This is a genomic window from Corallococcus sp. CA041A (assembly GCF_003612075.1).
Lineage (GTDB): Bacteria > Myxococcota > Myxococcia > Myxococcales > Myxococcaceae > Corallococcus > Corallococcus exiguus.
On the sequence record NZ_RAWF01000053.1, the window covers coordinates 19,775 to 41,355 of the forward strand.

Here is a 21,581-nt window from a genome sequence, read left to right on the forward strand (position 1 = left end):
CTGCGCTACAGTCCAGCGCCATGTCCTGGCGTCTGCTGTCCCTCTTCCTGCTGTGCCTTTCAACGGGATGTGGCCACTACGGTCTTCCCCCGTCCACTGCGAGTCATGGTCACCTGTCGCTGGCCATGGATGCCTACCTGGACGACCCGAGCTCCTATGAGCGCCGCATCGCCCAGGGCACGAACTTCGGGTTCGTCACCACCGACGCGTTTGCTTCCTTGAAGGCCCCTTCCGTGGAGCTGGAGCCTGACCAGGCGCCCCGTGTCTTCGAAGAGGTCGTCCAGGTCCTGAAGGGAAATCCCTCCGACGCGGAGCTTCGCCGCGCCTTCGGGGAGCTGCGAGCCTCATGCGACGCGGACTACGAGAAGGCGTGCGTGTTCTTGAAGGAGCAGGTGCAGCCTTCGGTCATCCTTGAGGCCGCGGCGGTACGCCCCATGAAGCGGGAGCCGCGGTTCACCCACACCCAGTACGCGCTGATCATCCTCGGCTGCCGGCTGGATGTGGATGGCCGCCTGCGCGACTGTCAGGTCATCGAGAGTGGGCCGGAGCATGAAGCAGCGCACCTCATCGCGCAGCTCTCAGAGGACCGGTACAGGCCGTGGATGCTGGCGGGGCATCCGATGAGCCGCCCGTACACCGTCAACTTCCATCCCATCTACGGCAGCAACCGGAGCCCGGACCTGTCCACGGAGTTGAAGCTGGAGTGGGCCCGGAAGCGGGTGGGGTGGTCCCCTACGAGCACATCGGCCTGGACCAACCTGGCCGCGCAGCTCGCCATCCATGCACCGGATCATCCGCACTATCCCCGGGTGCTGGCCCGGGCCTACGCGATGGCGCCCGAATACTGGTGGATCGCCACGGAGATGGCCTGGCAGCGCGTCCAGGCGGGCCAGCACTCCGACGCGCTGAAGGCACTGCGCCCCGCCATCCGCCGCTCTGCGCTGGGCGAGCACCCCAATCCCTACGTGCTGGAGACCGCCGCCGCCGCGCACTTCGGGCTGAACCAGTGCACCGAGGCGCTGGCGCAACAGCGCAAGGCCGTGGAGCTGCTGCCCGCGAAATGGCCCGCGCCGGAACGGGAACGCTTCGAGCGCAAGCTCCAGGATTACCAGTCCGCCTGCGCCACGTCTCCGGCCACTCCCTGAAGCACCGCGCTCAGGGAGTGAGCGGCCCGTCCTCCGGGAACTGACGCGCCCATCCAGGGGCGAGGTTGGCATTGGCCTTCAACGCCGCATCGCGGTCCGCGCGGGCCTGGGCAGAGCCTGGGTCCTTCGTGCGAAGGATTGCCGCGCGCAGCAGCAGGGCTTCGGGCCAGTTCGGACGCTCCTTGAGCAACGCGTCCGCCAGCGCGAGTCCCTTGGACAGGAGTGGCTCCGGATCCTGCTTCGCGGCGTTTCGCGCCACTGCCCACTCACGGAACAGCTGGCCCTCCTCCAGACGGACCTCCCGATTCAGGGGCTCCACCTGGAGGGCTTCCTCGTAGGACTTCTCCGCTTCGACGAACTCCTTCTCCGCCTTCTCCGGATCCGTGCGGGCCGAATGGCGGGCACGCAGGCTGAACATCGTCCCGGTGGCGAGATAACGCAGGACGCGGTCCTGGCCGATCCGCTCCATGATGTCGAGGCTTTCCCACGGTCGCTTGAGCACGGGGTCGGGATCCCGGCCCTGCTCCAGCAGGTGGCGCGCCAGGATGTGGGAAACCTTCATGCGGCCTGCGAACTGCTGGTTCTTATGGGTTTTGAAGAAGGGGCGCGCCTGGCTGTAGAACGCATCCGCCCGCTCCGCCTGCTCGGTGGGATCCGCTCCTCGCCACCAGGCATATTCCGCTCGCGCCGCGTGGACCGCCGCCTGCCCGAACTTGCTCAGGTCCAGCGAGGGCGCCAGCTTCGCCGCCTGGGCCTGGGCTGCCTCCGCCTGCTGAAGCAGGGCGGTGGGGTCGCCTCCGTGCTCCCAGGTCTCCCTCGCATGCTCCAGGAGGACGAGCCCCAACTCGTGATGCAGGGTCGGATTGTGGGCCCCGTCGAGGAGGGCATTGCGGAGGTGGTGCGCGGCCTGCTCGAACCTCCATGGGGCCGTCTCGCCTTGGGCTCGCTTCCGCAAGGCGTGCGCCACTTCGGTGTGCGCCCACAGGAGCCACACCTCGGCTGCCTTCGTGCTGCCGCCACCCATCGCATGCCACACGGCCTTGTCTGCTGGCTCCAGGTCCTGGTCGACATCCTTCGCCGTGGGATTGGAAGCCCTGGCCAGGAGGAGCTCCCCCAGTTGGACCCAGTACGCGGCCACGCGCTTTTCGATCGCGACCGCGCTCCGCCAGGCTTCGATGGCCTGCTCCTGGTGCTTCCATCCGTTGGAGCCAACCCTCCAACTCCCGACCTGGAGGTCAGCCTCCGTCCAGAGCTGGAGGAGCCGGGCGCGCAGGAGGTGGAACGCGAGGTCGCGTCCCGACGGAGGAACGGCCTCCAGCAGGTCCAGGGCCTCCTGGAGCTTGTAGAAGTCCACGCGGCTCTCCTTCAGGACCGCCTCGGTTTCCTGCACCATCACCCGAGTCCGTTCCATGCGGCCGCATGCGCTCGCGGGCTCCAGCTCCAGGATGCGTTGCGCGGTCTCGACGGCCTTCCTGCGCAGGGAGAGGAAGGCCGCGTAGGTATTCGGGCGCTCCGCGAGCATGGTGAGGAATCGCGCCTTTTCGCAGGCGAACCCGGCATGGCCGGGATCCACCCGGGCGGCTGCGTCCAGCGCCGCGAGGCCTTCTTTCCCCGGGCCTGACTCCTCGTCGTCCCCGCTGGACAGCAGCAGCACGGGCCCGGAGTTGAGATGAAAGAGGTTCATTCCGGCGGCCTCGAACCGCGCCAGGCCCAGGTGGGCCGGGGCGAAGCTCTCCGCCGTGGTCCTGGCATCCTTGAGCGCCTGGAACGCGGCCGTCATGTCCTCGCCCGTCTCCTTCCTCCTATTCCCCTTCCAGTGCCAGGCGGCACGCAGCAGGAACACGTCCGCGCGCATCAGCCGCGCTTCCACGAACCAGGGATGCTTCGTATTCACGCCCTCCAGCAGCGCGAGCGCCGCGTCCAGGCGGTCCTCATGCATCGCGACCAGCGCCGCGCCGTAGTCCGTTGACGGGTACTCCGCACCCGCCGCCTGCCGCAGCAGCGTGAGCACCGGTTCCCGGTACTTGCTCTCCGCGTCCTGCTCGCGCGCCTTCCGTTCGTCCGGGTCGGGAGCGGTGATGGCTTCCAGCCGCAGCGCGCGGTAGCGCTCGCTCAGGATCTGCGTCCGGACCCACGCCACGCGAGGGTCTCGGAAGCCCGCGTTCCAGGCAGCCTCGAGGTGCGTCAGCGCTTCCGCCTCGCGACCCAGGGCCCGTTCCCCGCACCCGAGCGCATAGTGTCCAGGACCCTGTGCCTCGGCGCCTCCGAGCGCCATCTCCTGGGAGACGGTCTCCATCCAGCCGCGCAGCTCCGCCTGCTCCGCGCGCACGTCGTGCAGGCGGGCCATTCCCACCGAGCGGGCTCGGGCTTCGATGCGCTCCGCGGCGCTGATGAAGTGCGCGGCCCAGGTCGTGCTCCGCTGGGATTGTCTGTCCGCCGCGCAGGCCGTTGCCGCAATGATTATCAGGACCTGCAAGGCCAGCACGCCGCTCCTGGACCTTCCAGAGGTGGCTTTGCTCGGGACGTCATTCAATGGCGCGGCTCCTGGTGCGTTCCGTGACGGGCCGGAACGTGTGCCATTCCAGGATACAAAGCCTTACGCGGTCATGGGCATTTTGCTTGCGCGACGCACTGAATCGCCACGCTCAAGGCACCTTGGGCATATCCTCGGGGAACTGACGCACCCATCCGGGCGCGAGGTTGGCATTGACCTTCAGCGCCGCATCGCGGTCCGCGCGGGCCTGGGCCGAGGCCGGATCCTTCGTGCGCAGGAGCGCCGCGCGAAGCAACAGGGCTTCGGGCCAGTTCGGGCGCTCATTCACCAATGCGTCGGCCAGCGCGAGCCCCTTTGCCAGCAAGGGCTCCGCGTCCTGCCCCGCGGCCTTCATCGCCACCGCCCGGTACCGGTTCAACTCACCCATGGCCAGACGGGCCTCCTGACTCCGAGGCTGCTGTCCCAGGGCTTCGGTCAGGGCCGCCAGCGCGTAGTTGAAAAGCGTCTCCGCCTGAGGCGGATCCGTCCGAGCAACCCATCGGGCCTGTACGAGGGTGTCCTCCCCGAGGGTTCGCAGGTAGGAGACGCGCTTGTGCACGGTCAGCATGGCCATCAGGTCGATGGACTTCCTCCGCCGGTCGAGGGCGAGCTCTGGATCCCGGCCCTGCTCCAACTCGTAGCGCGCCTGGGTTTGAAGCATCCGCAGGAGGCCCAGGATGGCCTCCGTTTTCGTGGGTCTCTCGGACATGGCTTGCGCGTAGAGGGCTTCGGCCTTGTCCACGTCGGGGGAGGGATCCTCTCCTCGCCGCCAGGCGTACTCCGCTCGGAGCGCGGCGACGTCCGCCCGCCCCAGCACCCCGGGGCCATGTCCGGAGTCCAGCTTCGTGGCTACCGCCTGTGCCGCCTCCGCCGCGTCGAGCAGCTCCGCGGGATTGCCTCCGTGTGCCCAACGCTCCTTCGCCTGCTCCAGGAGGATCCGCCCCAGGGCGTGATGCATGGACGATTCCTGGGGCTGCTGGGTGAGCCCGTCGCGGAGGCGTGCCCTGGCGGTCTCCCACGCCTTCCCGGACTCCTCACCCCGGGCCCGGCTTCGCAGGGCCTTCGCCATCTGGACGTGAGCTCCCAGCAGCCACCACCCGGGCGCCTTCGTGCGCAGGGTGCTTGCCTTGGCCCAGGCGGCTTCCGCCTGTTCCAGGTCCGCGGCGCCGTCCTCCATCAACGGGTCCATGCCCCGCTCCACGAGCCGCTCCCCGAACTGGATCCAATACGCGGGGATGCGCGCTTCGAGCGCGAGGATGGTCCGCCAGACGTCGAGCGCCTGGTCGCGGTGCGCGCCGTGCCGGTCACCGACCCGGGTATGTCCCCAGTCGTTCTCGATGATCACCCAGAGTCCGAGGACCCGGGCGTGCAGGAGGTGGAACGCGAGGTCCCGCCCCGCTGGGGGCACGGCCTTCAACAGATCCTGCTCCTTGGGCATATCCGGGCCGTAACCTTCCTGCCTCGCCCTCTCCGCTTGGGACACCTGGGTCCGGATCCGTTCCATGTAGGCGCAGCGGCTGGTGGGGTCCCGGGCCAATATCGCGTCGGTGGTCTCGACCGCTTCGTTGAACAGATGGCCCTGGAAGTGATCCTTGCGACGCGGATGCTCCGCCAGGGCATTGAGCATTCGTGCCCGCTCACAGGGCGGTGCGGGGGCGGCGGGGTCCAGCCGGGACGCGATGTCCAGGGCGCCGAGCGCACTGCCCGCGGGCCCCAGACCCGCTTCGTAGGTCAACGGCACGGTGCCGGGCGGGTCGGTCCGGATGACGGCGATGACGGCGGCCTCGAAGCGCGCCTGCGCCAGGTATGCCTGCATCTGGCTCTCCGCCGTGGTCCTGGCCGCGGCGAGGGCCTCGCGGCCGTGCTCCAGCCGCGCCCTCCTGTCCTTCCTCCCACAGCTGGGCGGCGCGGAGCAGCAGCACATCCGCGCGCAGCAGTGGCGCCTCGACGAGCCAGGGATGCGAGGCGGCCATGGGCTCCAGCAGGGCGGCCGCCGCGTCCAGCCTGCCCTCATGAAAGGCGATGAGCGCCGCGAGGAAGTCCGCCGACGGGGCCTCCTTCTCGCGGGCCTGACGGAGCAGGGCGAGCACCGGCTCGCGGTGCTGACGTTCCGTGTCCTCCTCGCGCACCCTCCGCTCCTCCGGATCCAGCACGGTCAACGCCGTGATGCGCTGCTCGCGGTAGCGCTGGCTGAGCGCCAGGGCCCGGGCCCACACCACCGAGGGCTCACGAAAGCCCGCGCTCCATGCGGCCTCCAGGTGCTCGATGGCCGCGTCCAGGTCGCCCAGGGCCAATGCCCCCCGCCCGAGCGCGGCATGTCCAGGCCCCTGGGCCTCGGCGCCTCCGAGCGCCATCTCCTTGGACAACGTCGCCATCCAGCCGCGCAGCTCCGCCTGCTCCGCGCGCACGTCGTGCACCCGGGCCAGCTCCACCGCGCGGGCCCGCGCCTCGATGCGCTCGGCCTCGAAGGTGAAGTGCGAGGCCCAGGAGGTGTCCTGTTGGGAGGCTTTGTTCGAAGCGCACGCCGAGGCCAGGACGAGCACCAGGAGGGGCAACGCCCGCACGGTGTTCCGGGGCCAGCCAGGGGGCGCGGCGTTCGAGGCGTCTTTCAAGCAGACAGCTCCAGGTGTGCGTTCCGGAAGGAAACCCATTCCAGGATACGCAGCATCGCGGCGACACGGGTTGTTCCTGGGGCCACTTCAGCCAGCGCTGCTTCGCGGTCTAGAGTGCGGACCATGCGTTGGAGCTGGCTGTTCCTGTCCCTGCTGCTTGGATTCACCGGATGTGCCCATTCGGGCGTCCCGACCCTGCCCGCGAGTCATGGCCATCTGATGTCCGAGATGGAGGCCTTCCAGTTGAAGAAGGGCCTACCGTCGTCGGGGATGTGGGACGTCGCGATAGGGGCCGAGGTGGCGCCGAAGCCGCCGCTCAAGCTGGAGCCAGAGCAGGCACCTCTTGTCTTCGAAGAGGCGGTCAGGACGCTGGGTGGGACCCCCGGCGAGGATGCAGCCCTCAGCGCATTCCGGGACATCGTGGCCGCGTGTGTGGCAGGTCTCGCCGAAGCTTGCAGGCTCGAGTCCGAGGCATTCACCGGTCCGAAGGTGATCTCGCCGGCGGCCTTCACGTATCCCGAGGCGCTGCTCAGGCCAGGTGCGTTCGCCTTCATGGTCTTCCACTGCCGCATCGGCGCGGATGGCCAGGTGCGTGACTGCAAGATCGTGGAAGGGGCGCGGCTGCCCGGCGTCGAGCAGAACCTCGCGGCGTGTCAATTGGCTCGATATCGTCCCGCGACCATCTCGGGGCACCCCGTGAGTGTCGACTACACCTTCCACGTGCGCTTCGTTCCGCAGGGGATCACGTTGAACAGGCATCAAGAACTGGAATGGGCCCGGCTGCGGGTCCGCCAGAATCCCGAGAGCCGTTCGGCATGGCTCAACCTCGCCCGGGAGCTCGCGAAGAATAATCCAGGGGATCCGCTCTATCCCCAGGCCGTCGCCCGCGCCTACTTCCTGGCGCCCAGGAGCGGGTGGGCCGCCAGCGAGGCCGCGTGGCAGCTCGTGCAGTCAGGCCAGTACGCGCCGGCTCTCAGCGCGGTGCGTCCCTTCGTGCGACGCAGCAACAATCCCTATGTGCTGGAGACCGCCGCCGCCGCGCGGTTCGGGCTGAAGCAGTGCACCGCCGCACTGGCCGAACAACAGAAGGCCGTGGAGCTGCTGCCCGCGGAATGGCCCGCGCCGGAACGGGAGCGCTTTCAGCGCAAGCTCCAGGACTACCAGTCCGCCTGCGCCCCGCCCAAGGCCGTCAGCGCAGCGACGGATCCTCGCTGATCCGCGCCACCGCGCCGTGCAGGATGCCCAGCTGCCGGGGCACGCGTTCCAAGAGCGCGCCCAGCACGGGGTCGTCACTGGTGCGTGGCAGCGCGAGGGCCGGCAGAGGCGGGGGCTCGCGCCGCTCCTGCAACGCGCTGGCGAGCAGCTCCAGGCTGTCGCTGGCCCGCTGCGCCAGCTGCTGCGGCAGCACCGTGGAGGTCCTCCCATCGAAGCGCCCCGTGCCCAGCGCCGTCACCGCCAGCGCGAACCTGCGCGCGTAGGTGAGCAGCGCCATGCCCGGCTCCAGGTGCCCGGGCGGGCCCCGGTACTCCGTCATCAACCGCTGGAAGGACGACTCCGCCTCCAGCAGCGCCTGGTCCAGGCGGCGGCGCTCCTCGTTCACCGCGGGCTCCGTGCCGCTGCGGTGGGTGACGAGCTGTTGCAGGTACTTCCCGTCCGCGCGCAGGGCGGAGGCCGCCGCGTCCGGGAAACGGCGCCGCTCCGGGCTGGGCCACAGCGTCCATGAGCCCACCAGCGCCAGCGCCCCCGCGATGAGCACGCCCAGTGAGCGCTGCGACGCCACCGTCCAATCCCCGGAGCTGAGCGTGGCCATCAAGAGATAGTCCGGCGTGAGCAGGACCTGGAACGCGCCGAAGTTCAGCGGCAGCAGCGCCACGGAGATGGCCGTCAGCACGCTGATGACGCCAATCATCATCGGCGGCGTGTGCACCGTGGTCGCGATGAGCGCCGCCAGGCTCGCGCCCACCAGCGTCCCCAGCGTGCGCTGGAGGACGCGCTCCTCCGTGCTGCCCGCGTAGGGCTGGAGGATGGAGATGACCACGAGGCTCACCCAGTGCGCGTCGCCCACCTGCAATGCCCGCGTCAGCCCCAGCGCCGCCGTGGCCACCATCCCCGTGCGCAGCGCGTGCCGCAGCACCACCGAGTCCGCGTGCAGGTGGTCGCGAATCGGCCGCCACAGGGAGAACCCCGGCGCCTGTCTGGGACCGCCCACCGTGCCCTTGCCTCGCGCCGACACCGGGTCTCCGAAGAGCAGGCCCGACGCTGTCTCGTGCGCCACGCCCGCGTGCTCGCGCAGCCGGTCCAGCAGCGTGGCGACGTGCGTGGACAGCGGCCCCTCCGAGCTTTGCCGCACCGGGGGCACGGCCATCCTCGCGGGCTGCCGGCGACGGGGTCTCAGCGCCAGCCGGGGCGGCGCTCGCATGCCCTCGTTGCGCTCCTGCCTCAGCGCCCGCGATACCCATTGGTCCATCGCGCCGAAGGCCTCGCACAGCCTGATGACCCGTTCGCGCGTGGCGTGCATGTGCGGGTCGCGCCCCACCACCTGCATCGCCTCCGCCAGAGCACTGAGCAGCGCCACCATGGGCTCCACCAGCTCCACCAGCACCAGCAGGTGTTCGCCGCGCCGGGACTCGTCTGGCCTCCCGCGCCGCGTGGCCGCGAGCACGTCGCGCGCCCGTTCGATGTCCGGGCGGATCCGCGCGTGGCGCTTCAGCCCCGCTGCCCACGACTCGGCCGTGGCTCCATCCCGCGTGGCCCTTCCCAGGTCCTCCGCCGCGATCGCGAGCCCCGCGTACACCTGCGCCACCGCCCGGCGCGCGGGGCGATAGGGCCTGAGCGGCCACAGCAGCAGTGACAGCGCCATCGCCCACAGGCCCCCCAGCAGCAATGCCGCGCCTCGCAGCACCGCCTCTCGCGGCGAGGCGGTGGGCGCGCCCAGCGACACGACGAAGATGACGGCGAGCTGCCCTCCCACGGAGCCCGCTGTCTCGCCGTAGCAGCGCGCGAAGTTCGCCGCGGTGACACCCAGGAGCAGCAGCGTGGCGTCCACCACATAGGTGTGGCCCGCGGGCGCGGCGAGCAGGCCGACCAGCGCCCCCAGCACCGTCACCACCCCCATGACGCGCGCCCGCACGCGGTAGGAACCGCCCTTGTCCGCGAGCGTGACGAGCAGCCCCGTGAGGCCCGCCCAGCCGGCCTGGGGCACGGTGGTCAGGAAGGACAGACACAGGGGCAGGGCGGTGGCGACGGCGGCCCGGATGCCCGCCCACAGGGCCGGTCTTCCGGGGTCCACCCGGAGGAGCGACTGGAGGTGTCTCCGCAGTCGATGGCGCATGGATTTCGGGGGAGCGGCGGGCCGTCACCCCAGAGGGTGGCTACGGCCGTCCCCATCCACAGGCGGGGGAAGGTCCTCCCCCTCAAGGCCCGGGCGCCACCCGGGCAGTACCCCGGGCCCCGCGCCACAAGCCCCTCCCTCCCGGAAGGCGGAGGCGGGTGGCCCGGCGTCAGCCCGTTCCCAGGGCCGGCGCAGCCTCGTTGGGCGCGCCTTCCGCTTCGAGCGCGGTGCCGTCCCATGGGATGTAGCGCACTCCCGGCATCTGCTCCGGGCCATGGAACTCCAGCGCGCCCACGGTGGAGGTCAGCTTCCCGGTGGGCTTCCACGCAGCGAAGGGGTGGGGCCGGGAGAACAGCTGCACCTCGCAGCGGGCCACGTCGCTCTGGGCCACCATCACGTCCCAGCCCTTGGGGTCGCGGTACGCGTAGCCCACCAGCGTGCGCGGGTCGCACCACGCGCGGCCCTCCACGGCCACGGTGGCGGACGCGGCGCGGAAGGACAGCTCCCCGGACGCGGGCGACGTCACGCGCGACAAGAGCACGTGGGGCATTTCATGGAACGTGTGCTCGGCGTCTCGCGTGCGCAGGTAGATGGGCGACAGCTGTGGGTGGCCCCGCTTGCGCTTCGCGCGCACCGCCATGATCTCCAGCCGCGCGTCCGGGTCCTCGGAGAAGCGCGGGCAGTACAGCCACGTCAGCTCCTCCAACCGCCGGTGGCCCCACAGGTGTTTCTGCAGGCCGGGCGCGCCCTTCACGTCGATGCGCTCGCCGTCCACCGTCACCGTGCCTTCGAAGAGGACGTCGTCGTGCACGTGGGCCACCTGCGTGGGCAGGGGCAACAGCGCGGTGCCTCGCGGCTCGCGGCGCACGGGCTCCGGGTGTCCGCCCTGGAAGCGCAGGTCCCACGCGATGGAGTGCCCACCGCTGGCCACCTGTCCGTGGACGTGGCCGGGCGTCAGCTCCGAGTCCGCGATTCGCACGCCGCCGTTCGGCAGCGCCGTGAACGCGGAGGCCGGATGGATGGCCTTGAGCGCCACCGCGGGCCGGTCCTGGGATGCGCAGTCGAACGCCGCCGCCCACAGGGTGGCGCGAGGCTCGCCGCCGCTGCCCGGCGCGGGCGTGAACAGGGTGTAGCGCAACCACCAGGCGCGGTCTCCGCCCGGGTCGAGCACCACCAGGAACCAGATTTCGAAGAACCCCTGCTGATGACCGTTCCAGCGCGGCAGGTTGGCGCGCTTGCGCGACGGCATTTGGATGAATCCCCCTCTTCGCGCGGCGTTCACGGCCCGGACGCCGCGCGCAGACCCTCACGCTGGCAGATGGGGCCCGGTGCGAGCAAGGGGCCCCACGGTCGCGGATCCGCGAACAGGGGGACGCCGGTGACTCAGGCGCCCGGAGCGCCCCAGGACACGCGGTACGTGACGCTGTCGTCGTCGAACTGCACCACGTCCACCTGCGTGGCCGGGCCGCTGGCGGCGCGCACCGTGGCCAGCATCACGCCCTGCTTGAAGTAGCGCAGCAGGCCGGGCTCGTTGAGCCACAGGTCCGCCTCGCGCTCGCCACGCTCGGTGATGCGCACCTCGGTGTAGTTGTTGCCGGTGCGGAAGCTGTGCTGCGTGCGCAGGAGCATCCGCTTGGGCCCGATGAGCCGCAGCACGCCGAGCAGCGCACGGCCCACCATCGTGTCGCGGTAGCCGTCGATCATCCGCTCGCCGAGCATCCGCCACGCCACCGGATCCGGCTGCTCCGGGTGCAGCGTCTTCGCCGTCAGCGCCACGCAGCGCGTCCACGTGTCCAACGAGTACGCGGGCTGCAGGGGCCGGTCCAGGTCCAGGCCCTCCTTGCGCAGCTGCTCCTTGAGGGAGAAGGGCACCTTCCCGGAAAGTCCCCGGACGAAGAGTCCTTCGACGATGGTCGGGAATACGAGTTTCTCGGCGGTGGCCATGGGGGCCATTCCGCCCAGCACCGCGCGTTCTGGTCAAGACCTACCGCCCGGGCGACGTCCAACGCCCGAAAGCGCGGTCGTCCTCCAGGGCCATTCCACCCGTTCCGGCACCCGTGAAACATCGCGTGTATCCGAGAAATCCACGCAAGGTGCGTAAACACTCCCAGCCCTCGCGGGGAGCGTCCATCTGGTAGCGTCCGGGCGCCCTGGCTCCCCCTGGCTGACCTCCCGATGACGTCCCGTGTCCTGACGTGCCTGCTGCTGTCCGTGCTGTGCGCGCTCCCGGCCCTGGGCGCCCGGCCGGTGCCCGCGCCGGCCGCGGACGGCATGGCGATGCTCCAGCGCGTGGACACGGCGCGGGTCCAGGGCAGCCCCAGCACGCTGCGCACGGAGCTGGACGCGCAGCAGGCGAAGGCGCCCAAGGACCCCATGCCCCGGGTGTACCGGGCCTTCCTCGCGCTGCCCTCGGACGAGAGCTTCGCCGAGTTCAAGGCGCTGGCGGTGGTGTACCCGGAGAACCCGTGGCCGCACGTGGGGATGGGGCTCGTCTACGTGCGCTGGGGCATGTTGAAGGACGCTGCCGCGCCGCTGGAGACCGCGCGCAAGGCGGTGCCCGGCTTCGCGCCCGCGCTCTGGGCGGACGGCCTGCGGCTGCAGGCGGAGGGCAAGCCCGCGGAGGCGGAAGCCCGGCTGCGCGAGGCGCTGACGAAGCTGGACATCCCTCGCTTCCGCACGGACCTGGCGCTGCTCCTGGCGGGCCGGCCGGGAGCCGCGGCGGAGGCGCGCGCGCTGCTGGTGCGCTCGGTGAAGGACTGGCCCGAGCAGCCGGAGGCGCTCCAGGTGTTGTCGCGACTGGCGCGCGAGGCCGGAGACGCGAAGGCGGGCGCGGAGGCCGGGGCGCTGCTCGTCGCGCTCCAGCCGCATGACCGCGAGGCGCACCGGCGGCAAGCGGACGCGTGGCTCGCCGCGGGCGACAAGGCGCAGGCGGTGAAGATGCTGGAGCGCTACGCGACGCTCGGGGGCGCGGAGCCCGCGGTGCTCTCCACGTGGGTGAAGCTCGCCGTGGAGCTCGACCGCCCGGAGGACGAGGCGAAGGCCCTGGTGCGCCTGGCCGCGGCGACGCCCAAGGACCCCGAACCGCTCTTGCGGCTGGCGACGCTGGCGGAAGCGAAACAGGACGTGGCCGCCACCGAAGCCCGGTTGGATCAGGCGGCGGCGCTGGCCCCGGAGCGCGCGGACATCCAGGTGCGGCGGGCGCGGCTGTTGCTCAAGCTGGAGCGCTACTTCGAATCCATGGCGGCGTACCGCGCGGCGCTCGCCGCTCCGGAGCGGCCGGTGCCCGAGGCGGCGGAGGAGGCCGCGCAGCTGACCAGGAAGCTGCACCTGCCCGCTTCGCCCGCGAAGGGCACGGTGGAGCAGATCTACGACCGGGTGTCGCTGGGGCTGGTGGCGCTGTACCTGGAGCACCTGATGGAGAAGCCGGACCTCAAGGGCAACCTGAAGGTGCGCGTGGACCTGGACCCCACGGGGAAGGCCACGAACGTGGTGGTGCTCTACGACAGCCTCCAGGACGTGCTCATCACCCACAGCGCACACGTGGCCTTCATGGACGCCCAGTACCCGCCCGGCAGCGAGCCGCAGGTGTACCAGTACGTCTTCCGCCCGCCTCCGCGCTGAGGCGGACATCCGGAGCGCTCTCTTGCTGGAAGCGGGTTGACGCTGGCGTGAGCGGACGGCACAGACTGGAAGGTCTCGCGCCAGGAGCCCGCCCGTGAACGCCACACCGCTGACGCACGCCGCCCTGTGGCCCCGCACGCTGGATGTCACCCGCCACGCGTTGGAGACCGGGGCGCTCCAGCCCATCGCCACGGAAGCGCGCACGGTGCCGGCCGCGAGCACGGAGTTCCAGGTGCGCGTGCTGGGGCGGGTGGCGCTCAAGGAGCGCAAGCGTCCGGCGCCGTCTGGCTCGGAGCCGTTCAACCCGTTCGCGAACCCGGAGCCGGACCTGGTGCTGGGGGACGTGGCGCCCGCGCACGTGTGCCTGCTCAACAAGTTCAACGTCGTGGAGCACCACCTGCTGCTGGTGACGCGGGCCTTCGAGTCGCAGGACGCGCTGCTGACGCCCGCGGACTTCGACGCGCTCTCCACGTGCCTGGAGGGGCTGGACGGGCTGGCCTTCTACAACGCGGGGGAGACGGCCGGCGCCAGCCAGCGCCACAAGCACCTGCAGCTGGTGCCGCCGCTGGGGCCAGACCGCCTGCGCGCGCCCGTGGAGGCGCTGTTCCCCGTGCTGCCGGGGCCGGGCCGCGTGGTGGCCGCGGAGTCACTGCCGTTCGCGCACCTGCTGGCGGGCCTGGGGCCGTGGGGCGCGCCGGGGCAGGGCGCGCGGATGCTGGCGGCGTACCGGCTCCTGCGGGACGGGCTGGGCCTGGCGGAGCACGCGCCGTACAACCTGCTCGTCACCCGGGACTGGATGCTGCTCGTGCCTCGGAGCCGCGCGGAGCACCTGGGCGTCAACGTCAACGCGCTGGGCTTCGCGGGGTCGCTGCTGGTGCGCACGCCCGAGCAGTTCGACGCGGTCGCCGCGCTGGGGCCGCTGGAATTGCTGCGCCAGGTCGCGGGCGTCACTCCGTAGGAAGTGTGCAACCGCGCGAGCGGACCGGCACAATGCCCGGGCAGCAGGCTCACCCGTCGACACGGGCAGTCGCACGACGCGGGTGGGGGGCCCGAACCGTATGGAGCGACGACCATGGATGTGAACGAGCTGGCCCGCGTGCCGGGCGTGAATCCCCAGGTTCCCGACGCGGCACGCATCTACGACTACACGCTGGGCGGCAGTCACAACTTCGACGCGGACCGGCAGGCGGCGGAGTACATGTTCTCGCTGCTGCCCTCCACGCGGAAGTGGGTGCGGATGTTGCGCGCATGCCTCCAGGGCGCGGCGAAGCGGCTGTCCGCGGAGGGCTTCACGCACTGGGTGGACTTCGCGTCCGGCCTGCCCACCAACGACCATGTGCACGGCGTGCTGCCGCCGGACGTGAAGGTGCTGTACTCGGACATCAATCCGCTGACGATGGCGCAGGCGCGCGTGCTGTTGGGGAACGAGCCGCGCGTGCGCTACCTGGAGTGCGACATCCGCCAGGCGAAGTCCTTCCTGGAGCGCCCGGACGTGCGCGACTTCCTGGGCGGCGAGCGCAAGGTGGCCCTGGGCGCCAACGGCATCACCGTGTTCCTCAAGGCGGAGGAGAACCAGAAGTTCTTCCGCGACCTCTACGACTGGGCCGCGCCGGGCTCCCGGCTCTTCACCACGTTCGAGACCAAGGACCCCGCGAAGACGACGCCCCAGTGGGAGCAGTTCGTGGGCATGTTCCAGAAGATGGGGGAGAGCTTCGAGCTGTTCTCCCTGCCGGAGTACCTGGAACTCTGCAAGCCGTGGACGCCGGGCCCCGGTGGCGTGCAGACCGTGAGCCGGTTCCTGGGGCTGCCGGACGACTCCATCACCGAGGAGGACCGGCAGGGCGTGGGCATCGAGTTCTACGCCGTCATCCTGGAGAAGAAGTAGCCGCCGCCTTCGCGCGGTAGCGCAGTCCGATGAGCGCCGCGACGAAGCCCGCCGCGGCGCCCACGCCCAACGCCTGGCGGGGACCGAACGTGTCCGCGACCCACCCGACGATGGGGGCCCCCAGCGGCGTGCCGCCCAGCGCGATGGCCAGGAGGATGGCGAGCACGCGCCCGCGCATGGACGGATCGGTGGACAGCTGCACCAGGCTGTTCGCGGTGGTGGTGAACGTCTGCGCGGACACGCCGATGACGACGAGCGTGATGGCGAAGAGGGCGTAGACGGGCATCAGCGCCGCGAGCGTGAGCCCCGCTCCGAAGACCGCGGCCCCCGTCACCAGCAGTCCGATGCGAGGCTGCGCGCGCCGGGCGGAGAGCAGCGCGCCCGTCACCGAGCCGATGGCCATGATGGACGTGAGGAGCCCGTAGCCGCTGGCGCCCTGGCCGAAGACGCGCACGGCCATGGTGGAGATGAAGATGGGGAAGTTGAGGCCGAAGGTGCCGATGAGGAAGAACATGGTCAGCACCGCCACCAGGTCGGGCCGCTTCCCGACGTAGACGAAGCCCTCCATCAGTCCTCCGCGCGTGTGGAGCGCCCGGTCCCTCACGTGCAACTCATTCACGCGAAGCAGGCTCAGCGAGCAGAGCACGGCGCCGAACGAGGCCGCGTTGAGGACGAACATCCACCCGGAGCCCACGGCGGAGATGAGCAGCCCCGCGATGGCAGGGCCGAGCATGCGCGCGGCGTGGAACGAGGTGGAGTTGAGCGCCACGGCGTTGGCGAGGTCCTCCTCGCCCACCAGCTCCGATACGAACGTCTGGCGCGCGGGGGCATCGAACGCGGTGACGCATCCCAGGAGGAACGCGAACACGTTCACGTGCCACAGCCGGATGTGTCCGGAGAGCGTGAGCAGCCCCAGGCCCAGCGCCAGCGCGCCCAGGGCCGCCTGCGTGGCGAACAGGAGCTTGCGCCGGTCGAAGTGATCCGCCGCGAAGCCCGTCAGGGGAAGGAACAACAGCGGCGGCGCGAACTGGAGCGCCATGACCACGCCCACGGCCGTGGCGTTGTTGTGGGTGAGCTGGGTGAGGACGAGCCAGTCCTGGGCGGTGCGCTGCATCCACGTGCCCACGTTGGACACGAGAGCCCCGGCTGCCCACGTCCGGTAGTTGTAGCCGCGCAGCGAATGGAAGGTGCCCTTCATTCCGCGGGAGACCTTATCCGCATGACTCCCCGTTGGGTGCGCAGCGGCCGGACGCGCAGGGCGTGAAGGAAGCGCTGGAGCAGCCCGTGGCCTCGCAGCGGCAGGTGGTGACCCGGTGGGTGGACGGGTCGCAGCACGGCGCGTAGGACACCGGCGGCGTGCCCGCGTCGGTGCTGGTGCCCGCGTCGGTGCTGGTGCCCGCGTCGGTGCTGACGCCGCCGTCTTCTATTCCGGTGCCCGCGTCGGTGCTGACGCCGCCATCTTCGATTCCGGTGCCCGCGTCGGCCTCCACGCCCGCGTCGACGTCGGCGCCTCCGTCGAAGCTCGTGCCGCCGTCCTGGCTGCCGTGGAGGGTCTCGCAGCTGTCCCGGAGCGACGGCGTGCAGGTGCCGGCCGAGCACGCCTGGAAGCGGATCTCACAGCCGTTGGAGTCCTCGCAGAGACAGGTGTCCACCTGGTTGCGGACGCAGCAGACGGCCCAGGACTCTTCGCCTGGTTCGTCGGGGTCCTCGTAGAGCGGGTCGAAGCAGGCGCCCAGGAGCGCGACGAGGATGGCGATGGCGAGTCGTTTCACGGCGGTTGGGACACCCGGTGCGGCCGGCCTGGGACATGCCGACGGGGTACGACTAGTATCCCACAGCCCATCGCGGATGCGATGCGATGTCCCAGGCCGCCGGGGCCGGGTGTCTCAAGGACGAAAAGGAAGGTCGGACCCATCGGATGGCGAGCGGGCTCGGTGCGGAGGAGCTCAGGGAGCTCTACGAGCGCTTCGCGCCCGTGGTGCACCGTCGCGCGCTCGCGCTGCTGGGACGCGATGCCGACGCCTGGGACATCGTCCAGGAGGTCTTCGAGCGCATGTTGACGGCTGGCGCGCGGTTCCGACGGGAGGCCCGTCCCATGACGTACGTGTACCGCGTCACCACCAACCTGTGTCTCAACGCGCTGCGCTCGCGCCAGCTGCGGGAGCCGGTGCTCCTGGAGGCGCCGGAGGCCGCGGCGCTCACGCCCAGCCAGTGGGAGGCCGCGGACTTCATCCGCCACCTCGTGGGGCGGATGGGAGAGCGCGAGCTGGAAGTGGCCACGCTGCACTTCTTCGACGGGCTGACCCAGGAGGAGATCGCCGGGATGCTGGACGTGTCGCGAAAGACCATCGTCCGCGACCTGGACTCCATCCGGAAGAAGGCGGCGGAGCTGGGGCGGCTGCCGGAAGCGTTGGAGGCAGAGCGTGGCTGAGCACCTGACACGGCTGGAGTTGGACGAGTGGCTGTCGGGACTGGATGCCTCGGGGCGCGCGGAGCGGCACGTGGCCGCCTGCCCGGCCTGCGGGATGATCGCCGAGCGGATGCGGCAGGCGCGAGCGTCGAGCCTGTCCCAGCCCCGCGCGAAGGCGGTGCTGGCGAGGCTGGAGGAGAAGCGCGCCCGGTCCGCGAGGCCCTGGTGGAGCTGGGGCGTGCCGCTGGTGACCGCGCTGGCGGTGGGGCTCGCGCTGGTCGTCTACGTGCCGCGAGGCGCGGAGGACGGCGTGCGGCTGAAGGGGCCCGTGGCGCTGCGGCTGCTGTCCGTGCAGGGCACGCCGGTGCAGGACGCGAGGCCCGGCGAGCAGGTGACGCTGGCGGTGGGCACGGGGCCGTACCGGAACGTGCTGGTGCTCGCGGTGGATGAAGCGGGCGCGGTGGATCCGCTCTGGCCGAGGGAAGGCCAGACGAGCGGCACGGTGGAGCCGGGGGCGGAGGTCCGGTTGTTCCCCGCGTTGGAAGTGACGCCAGGGTCGGTGGCGTTGCATGCGTTCTTCTCGGATGCGCCGCTGGACGTGGGGCAGGCGCGCGAGGCGCTCACGTCGCGTGTCGCCGAAGCGCGCGGGAAGGGGCAGGGCCCGCTGGAGGTTGCGACGCCGGAGGCCATCGGGAAGGCGCAGGCGCGCACGCTGCTGAGGGTCGTGCCGTGAGCCGCGCGGTGGGCCTGGGCGTTCGGGTGTTCGCGGTATCGCTCCCGCTCCGGAGTGAGGCGGAGGCGCTGCGCCGCTGGGCTCTGGGCGTGTGTGGGCGGCTGCTCGCGGTGCTGTTGATGGTGCTGGGACCGCTTCCGGGCGTCGCCGCGGAGGAAGCGCCGCGCCGCTGGGCGCTGGTCGTGGGAGAGAACCAGGGCCTGGCCAACGAGGAGCGGCTGCGCTTCGCGGAGACGGACGCGCAGCGGATGCGCGAGGTGCTCCAGGAAGTGGGCACCGTGCCTCCGGAGCGCACGATGACGCTGCTGGGCACGGATGCCGCGAAGCTGCGCGAAGCCCTGGCGCGCTTCCGGGCGCGGCTGGCCGTGGAAGCCTCGCCGAGGGATTGGCTCCTGCTCTACGTGTCGTCGCACGCGGGAGATGGCAGCCTGCACCTGCGCGGCACCGAGCTGCCGATGCGCGAGCTGATGGACTTCCTCAAGGGTGCGCCGGTGGGCGTGGGGTTGCTCATCCTGGACTCGTGCCGCTCCGGTGTCGCCACGCGATTGAAGGGCCTGAAGCCGGTGGCCGCGCCCATCACGATGGAGGCCTCGGACCTGGAGGGCCGGGTCGTCATCAGCGCGTCTGGCGCGGATGAGTACGCGCAGGAGTCGGATGCGTTGCAGGGCTCCTTCTTCACGCACCACCTGGCGGTGGGCCTGCGCGGAGCGGCCGATGCTTCGCGAGATGGTCGCGTCACGCTGGAAGAGGCCTACCGCTACGCCTACGCGAGGACGCTGGAGTCCACGCTCGTCTCACCGGGAGGCATGCAACGCCCCACGTTCCGCATGGACCTGAGCGGCCGCGGAGAGTTGATCCTCTCCGAGCCCCAGCGCGCACGAGGCCGCCTGACGCTCGACGTGAAGGCCCCGGGGCGCTGGCTTGTCATGGCGTCGGAGAGTGGCGCGCTGGTGGCGGAGCTGGAGAAGGGAGAAGGCCCCACGACGCTGGCCGTGGCGCCCGGCGCGTACCGGCTGCTGCTGCGAGCAGAGGACGGATACCTGGAGCGGTCGGTGAGGGTGCCGCTCGACGGAACCGTGTCGGTGGGTGGCGAGCCCCTGGAGCAGGCCGCGAGGATGAGGCTCGCGCGAAAGGGTGGCGCGGGGTCGGCGCTGCTGGTCGCGGTAGGGCCATCGCTGACGTCGGGCATCGTGTCGGGCCTGTCGTCGCTCGCGGGCCTGGACGTGCGCCTGGTTCGCGAAGGGCGGCTGTTCCCGGGCGTGGACACATCAGGCCTGGGGCTCGCGGTGCGGAGGGGGACGGGCAGCAGGGTGTCCTTTCAGCAGACGGAGCTGGAGTTGAGGCTGGGCGCGGGGCCGCACTGGAAGCTCGGAGCCTGGACGTTCAGCGGCGCGCTGGAGGCCGGGGCACTGGCCGTCTTTCAGTCGCGCATCCCGGACGAAGATGCGCGCTTCGGGCTGGAGCCTCTGGGGCTCGTCACCGGGGGCGTGCGGCTGGACGTGCGAAGCCGCCTGTCGATGCTGCTGAGCGCCTCCGCCGGAGGCGTCATGGCGAAGCGAGACTCCGGCACGGCGCTGGTACCCAGGGCCTCCGCGTCACTGATGGTCGGCTACGCGCTCTGAGCAGACGGTATGGCCGGAGCCATGTGTCGCCATGGCTCGCCGCTTGCGGGTAGAACGCTCCGTCTGTCTTTCACCGGAGCCACCGATGACCCTGCGCCGCCACCTCCTGCTCACAGTCACGCTGGGCCTCACCCTGGGCTGCGCGGGCGCGAAGCCCACCGCGACCCCGTCCGCTGAGCCGGGTGCGCTGGAACGGGTGGCGCTGGAACGGGTGGCGCTGGTGCATGGTGGCGCGGGGCCGTGGGCGGTCGCGGGCTACCGGATGGGCGATTACGCGCTCCAGCAACTGGGCCTGCCCCGGGGCAGCTTCAAGCTGGAGGTCGTCCATCACAGCCCGGCGAAGGTCCAATACACCTGCGTCGCGGACGGCGCGGCGGCGGCCACCGGCGCCAGCCTGGGCAAGCTCAACCTGTCGCTGGAGACCACACCCTCGCCGGAGGATGTCGCGACCACGTTCCGCAACCGCGACACCGGCCAGTCCCTCACGCTCCGCCCGTCCGCCAGCTTCGTGCAGCGCTTCCGGGACGTCCCGCGCGAGAAGCTGGGCGAAGCGGGCCGGGCCGTCCTCACCCTGCCAGACGCCGAAGTCTTCGAGACCGTCACGCCCTGAGCGGAACGCCGCTCAGAGGACGACGAGCGAGATGGCCAGCGCCGGCAGCGCGCCCTGGACGATGCTGGCCAGGAGGAACTTCCGGTTGCTGCTCACCAGCACCACCGCCGCCGCCAGCATGCACCCGCAGCCGAACACCACCGCCGCCACGCCCGACGCCACCGCGCCCGAGTGCACCACCGCCACGCCCACCAGCACGCCCACGGCGAGGAACAGGTTGTAGAAGCCCTGGTTGAGCGCCATCGGCTTCACCACGTCCGCGTCCGCCTGCGACTTCAGCCCGAAGCGCTTCCACACCTTCGGCTGCGAGAAGACGATGCTCTCCATCACGAAGAACAACACGTGGATGAGCGCGGCGATGACCGCGAAGACCTGTGCCAGTGGCGACATGATGACTCCCCCTCCGGGGTTGGGATATTCTGAATCAGTCAGTTCCGAATTCATATTGAAACGGTCAGTTCAGAATTGTCAAGGAGGGTGACGTGGCGCGGACGCGGGCGTTCGACGAGACAGAGGCGGTGCGGGCGGCGTTGGGAGTGTTCTGGTCGCGCGGCTACGAGGCGACGTCGCTGTCGGACCTGGAGGCCGCGACGGGGCTGAACCGCTCCAGCCTGTACCAGACGTTCGACAGCAAGCGCGGGCTGTTCGCGCGGACCATCGCGCTGTACCTCCAGGAGGTCATCGGGCCCCGGCTGGGCGTCTTCGCGAAGGACGCGCCGGGCCTCGCACAGGTGACGGAGTACTTCGAGTCGCTCGCGGCGACCATGGCCACCGCGCCGCCAGCGCTGACCCGGCGGGGGTGCCTGCTGGTGAACACGGCCACGGAGCTGGGCCCGCATGACGCGGAGGCAAAGCAGGCGGTGGAGGACTACCGGGCGCTCCTGCGAGGCCACCTGACGCGGGCCCTGGAGGGCGCGGCCCGGGCGGGCGTGTTGCCGCGCAAGACGGTGGCGCGCCGGGTGGAGCTGCTCCTGGGCGCGGTCATCGGGGTGCTCGTCACGGCGCGCGTGGACCCGGCGGCCGCGGCGAAGTTGGCCCAGGCGACGGCGAGCGAGGTGGCGGGCTGGGCGGGGTAGGGG

Annotated in this window: 18 protein-coding genes; 10 read left to right on the plus strand and 8 right to left on the minus strand. The window is 71.0% G+C overall.

From position 1 onward, the window contains the following. Positions 1–20: 20 nt before the first annotated feature. Positions 21–1,145, plus strand: coding sequence for a hypothetical protein (locus D7V77_RS11980; protein WP_126933897.1), 1,125 nt, complete (start codon positions 21–23; stop codon positions 1,143–1,145). Between the two features lie 10 nt (positions 1,146–1,155). On the opposite strand, the gene D7V77_RS11985 is transcribed toward D7V77_RS11980, so the two are convergent. Both D7V77_RS11985 and D7V77_RS11990 read right to left on the minus strand, forming a co-directional pair. Continuing rightward, entirely contained in the window at positions 1,156–3,621 is a 2,466-nt protein-coding gene (locus D7V77_RS11985; RefSeq protein WP_147452051.1) for a hypothetical protein, read from the minus strand. A 169-nt stretch (positions 3,622–3,790) separates the two neighbouring features. Beyond that, the gene (locus D7V77_RS11990) at positions 3,791–5,494 is read right to left on the minus strand and encodes a hypothetical protein (protein WP_120576405.1); all 1,704 of its coding nucleotides are present in this window, start codon (positions 5,492–5,494) and stop codon (positions 3,791–3,793) included. Between the two features lie 919 nt (positions 5,495–6,413). On the opposite strand from D7V77_RS11990, the gene D7V77_RS43685 reads away from it, so the two are divergent. Beyond that, on the plus strand, positions 6,414–7,505 hold the full coding sequence (locus tag D7V77_RS43685) for an energy transducer TonB (protein WP_158624385.1): 1,092 nt from the start codon (positions 6,414–6,416) through the stop codon (positions 7,503–7,505). On the opposite strand, the gene D7V77_RS12000 is transcribed toward D7V77_RS43685, so the two are convergent. The 3 genes from D7V77_RS12000 to D7V77_RS12010 all read right to left on the minus strand — a co-directional run bounded on the left by D7V77_RS12000 (position 7,480) and on the right by D7V77_RS12010 (position 11,565). Then, positions 7,480–9,621, minus strand: a complete 2,142-nt coding sequence (locus tag D7V77_RS12000) for an FUSC family protein (RefSeq protein ID WP_120576407.1) — start codon at positions 9,619–9,621, stop codon at positions 7,480–7,482. The two genes, D7V77_RS43685 and D7V77_RS12000, sit on opposite strands and share 26 nt — an antisense overlap. Positions 9,622–9,790: 169 nt before the next feature. After that, positions 9,791–10,870 (minus strand): hypothetical protein, encoded by a 1,080-nt coding sequence (locus D7V77_RS12005; protein ID WP_120576408.1) that lies wholly within the window; start codon positions 10,868–10,870, stop codon positions 9,791–9,793. Positions 10,871–11,004: 134 nt separating this feature from the next. Next, the gene (locus tag D7V77_RS12010) at positions 11,005–11,565 is read right to left on the minus strand and encodes a DUF2378 family protein (RefSeq protein ID WP_120576409.1); all 561 of its coding nucleotides are present in this window, start codon (positions 11,563–11,565) and stop codon (positions 11,005–11,007) included. Positions 11,566–11,796: 231 nt separating this feature from the next. Between D7V77_RS12010 and D7V77_RS12015 the strand changes: the two genes are divergently transcribed. The 3 genes from D7V77_RS12015 (at position 11,797) to D7V77_RS12025 (ending at position 15,127) form a co-directional block, all read left to right on the plus strand. Next, complete coding sequence (locus D7V77_RS12015; protein WP_120576410.1) at positions 11,797–13,242, plus strand: hypothetical protein; 1,446 nt, start codon at positions 11,797–11,799, stop codon at positions 13,240–13,242. Between the two features lie 94 nt (positions 13,243–13,336). Continuing rightward, positions 13,337–14,200, plus strand: a complete 864-nt coding sequence (locus D7V77_RS12020; protein WP_120576411.1) for an ATP adenylyltransferase — start codon at positions 13,337–13,339, stop codon at positions 14,198–14,200. A gap of 114 nt (positions 14,201–14,314) precedes the next feature. Next, positions 14,315–15,127 (plus strand): SAM-dependent methyltransferase, encoded by an 813-nt coding sequence (locus D7V77_RS12025; RefSeq protein WP_120576412.1) that lies wholly within the window; start codon positions 14,315–14,317, stop codon positions 15,125–15,127. Here D7V77_RS12025 and D7V77_RS12030 read toward each other — a convergent pair. After that, positions 15,108–16,325, minus strand: coding sequence for an MFS transporter (locus tag D7V77_RS12030; RefSeq protein WP_120576413.1), 1,218 nt, complete (start codon positions 16,323–16,325; stop codon positions 15,108–15,110). The two genes, D7V77_RS12025 and D7V77_RS12030, sit on opposite strands and share 20 nt — an antisense overlap. 13 nt (positions 16,326–16,338) lie before the next feature. Continuing rightward, positions 16,339–16,899: a hypothetical protein gene (locus D7V77_RS12035; RefSeq protein ID WP_120576414.1), complete on the minus strand. Its 561-nt coding sequence runs from the start codon at positions 16,897–16,899 to the stop codon at positions 16,339–16,341. Between the two features lie 146 nt (positions 16,900–17,045). Between D7V77_RS12035 and D7V77_RS12040 the strand changes: the two genes are divergently transcribed. The 4 genes from D7V77_RS12040 (at position 17,046) to D7V77_RS12055 (ending at position 20,502) form a co-directional block, all read left to right on the plus strand. After that, on the plus strand, positions 17,046–17,558 hold the full coding sequence (locus tag D7V77_RS12040; RefSeq protein WP_120576415.1) for a sigma-70 family RNA polymerase sigma factor: 513 nt from the start codon (positions 17,046–17,048) through the stop codon (positions 17,556–17,558). After that, positions 17,551–18,270, plus strand: a complete 720-nt coding sequence (locus tag D7V77_RS12045) for a hypothetical protein (protein WP_120576416.1) — start codon at positions 17,551–17,553, stop codon at positions 18,268–18,270. The genes D7V77_RS12040 and D7V77_RS12045 overlap by 8 nt, the downstream gene beginning before the upstream one ends. Then, complete coding sequence (locus D7V77_RS12050; RefSeq protein WP_120576417.1) at positions 18,267–19,892, plus strand: caspase family protein; 1,626 nt, start codon at positions 18,267–18,269, stop codon at positions 19,890–19,892. The genes D7V77_RS12045 and D7V77_RS12050 overlap by 4 nt, the downstream gene beginning before the upstream one ends. A gap of 85 nt (positions 19,893–19,977) precedes the next feature. Then, on the plus strand, positions 19,978–20,502 hold the full coding sequence (locus D7V77_RS12055) for an FmdE family protein (RefSeq protein WP_120576418.1): 525 nt from the start codon (positions 19,978–19,980) through the stop codon (positions 20,500–20,502). A 12-nt stretch (positions 20,503–20,514) separates the two neighbouring features. Here D7V77_RS12055 and D7V77_RS12060 read toward each other — a convergent pair whose 3' ends face one another. Continuing rightward, the gene (locus D7V77_RS12060) at positions 20,515–20,892 is read right to left on the minus strand and encodes a DUF1304 domain-containing protein (protein WP_120576419.1); all 378 of its coding nucleotides are present in this window, start codon (positions 20,890–20,892) and stop codon (positions 20,515–20,517) included. A 92-nt stretch (positions 20,893–20,984) separates the two neighbouring features. Between D7V77_RS12060 and D7V77_RS12065 the strand changes: the two genes are divergently transcribed. Beyond that, positions 20,985–21,578: a TetR/AcrR family transcriptional regulator gene (locus tag D7V77_RS12065; RefSeq protein WP_120576420.1), complete on the plus strand. Its 594-nt coding sequence runs from the start codon at positions 20,985–20,987 to the stop codon at positions 21,576–21,578. The last annotated feature ends 3 nt before the right edge of the window (positions 21,579–21,581 follow it).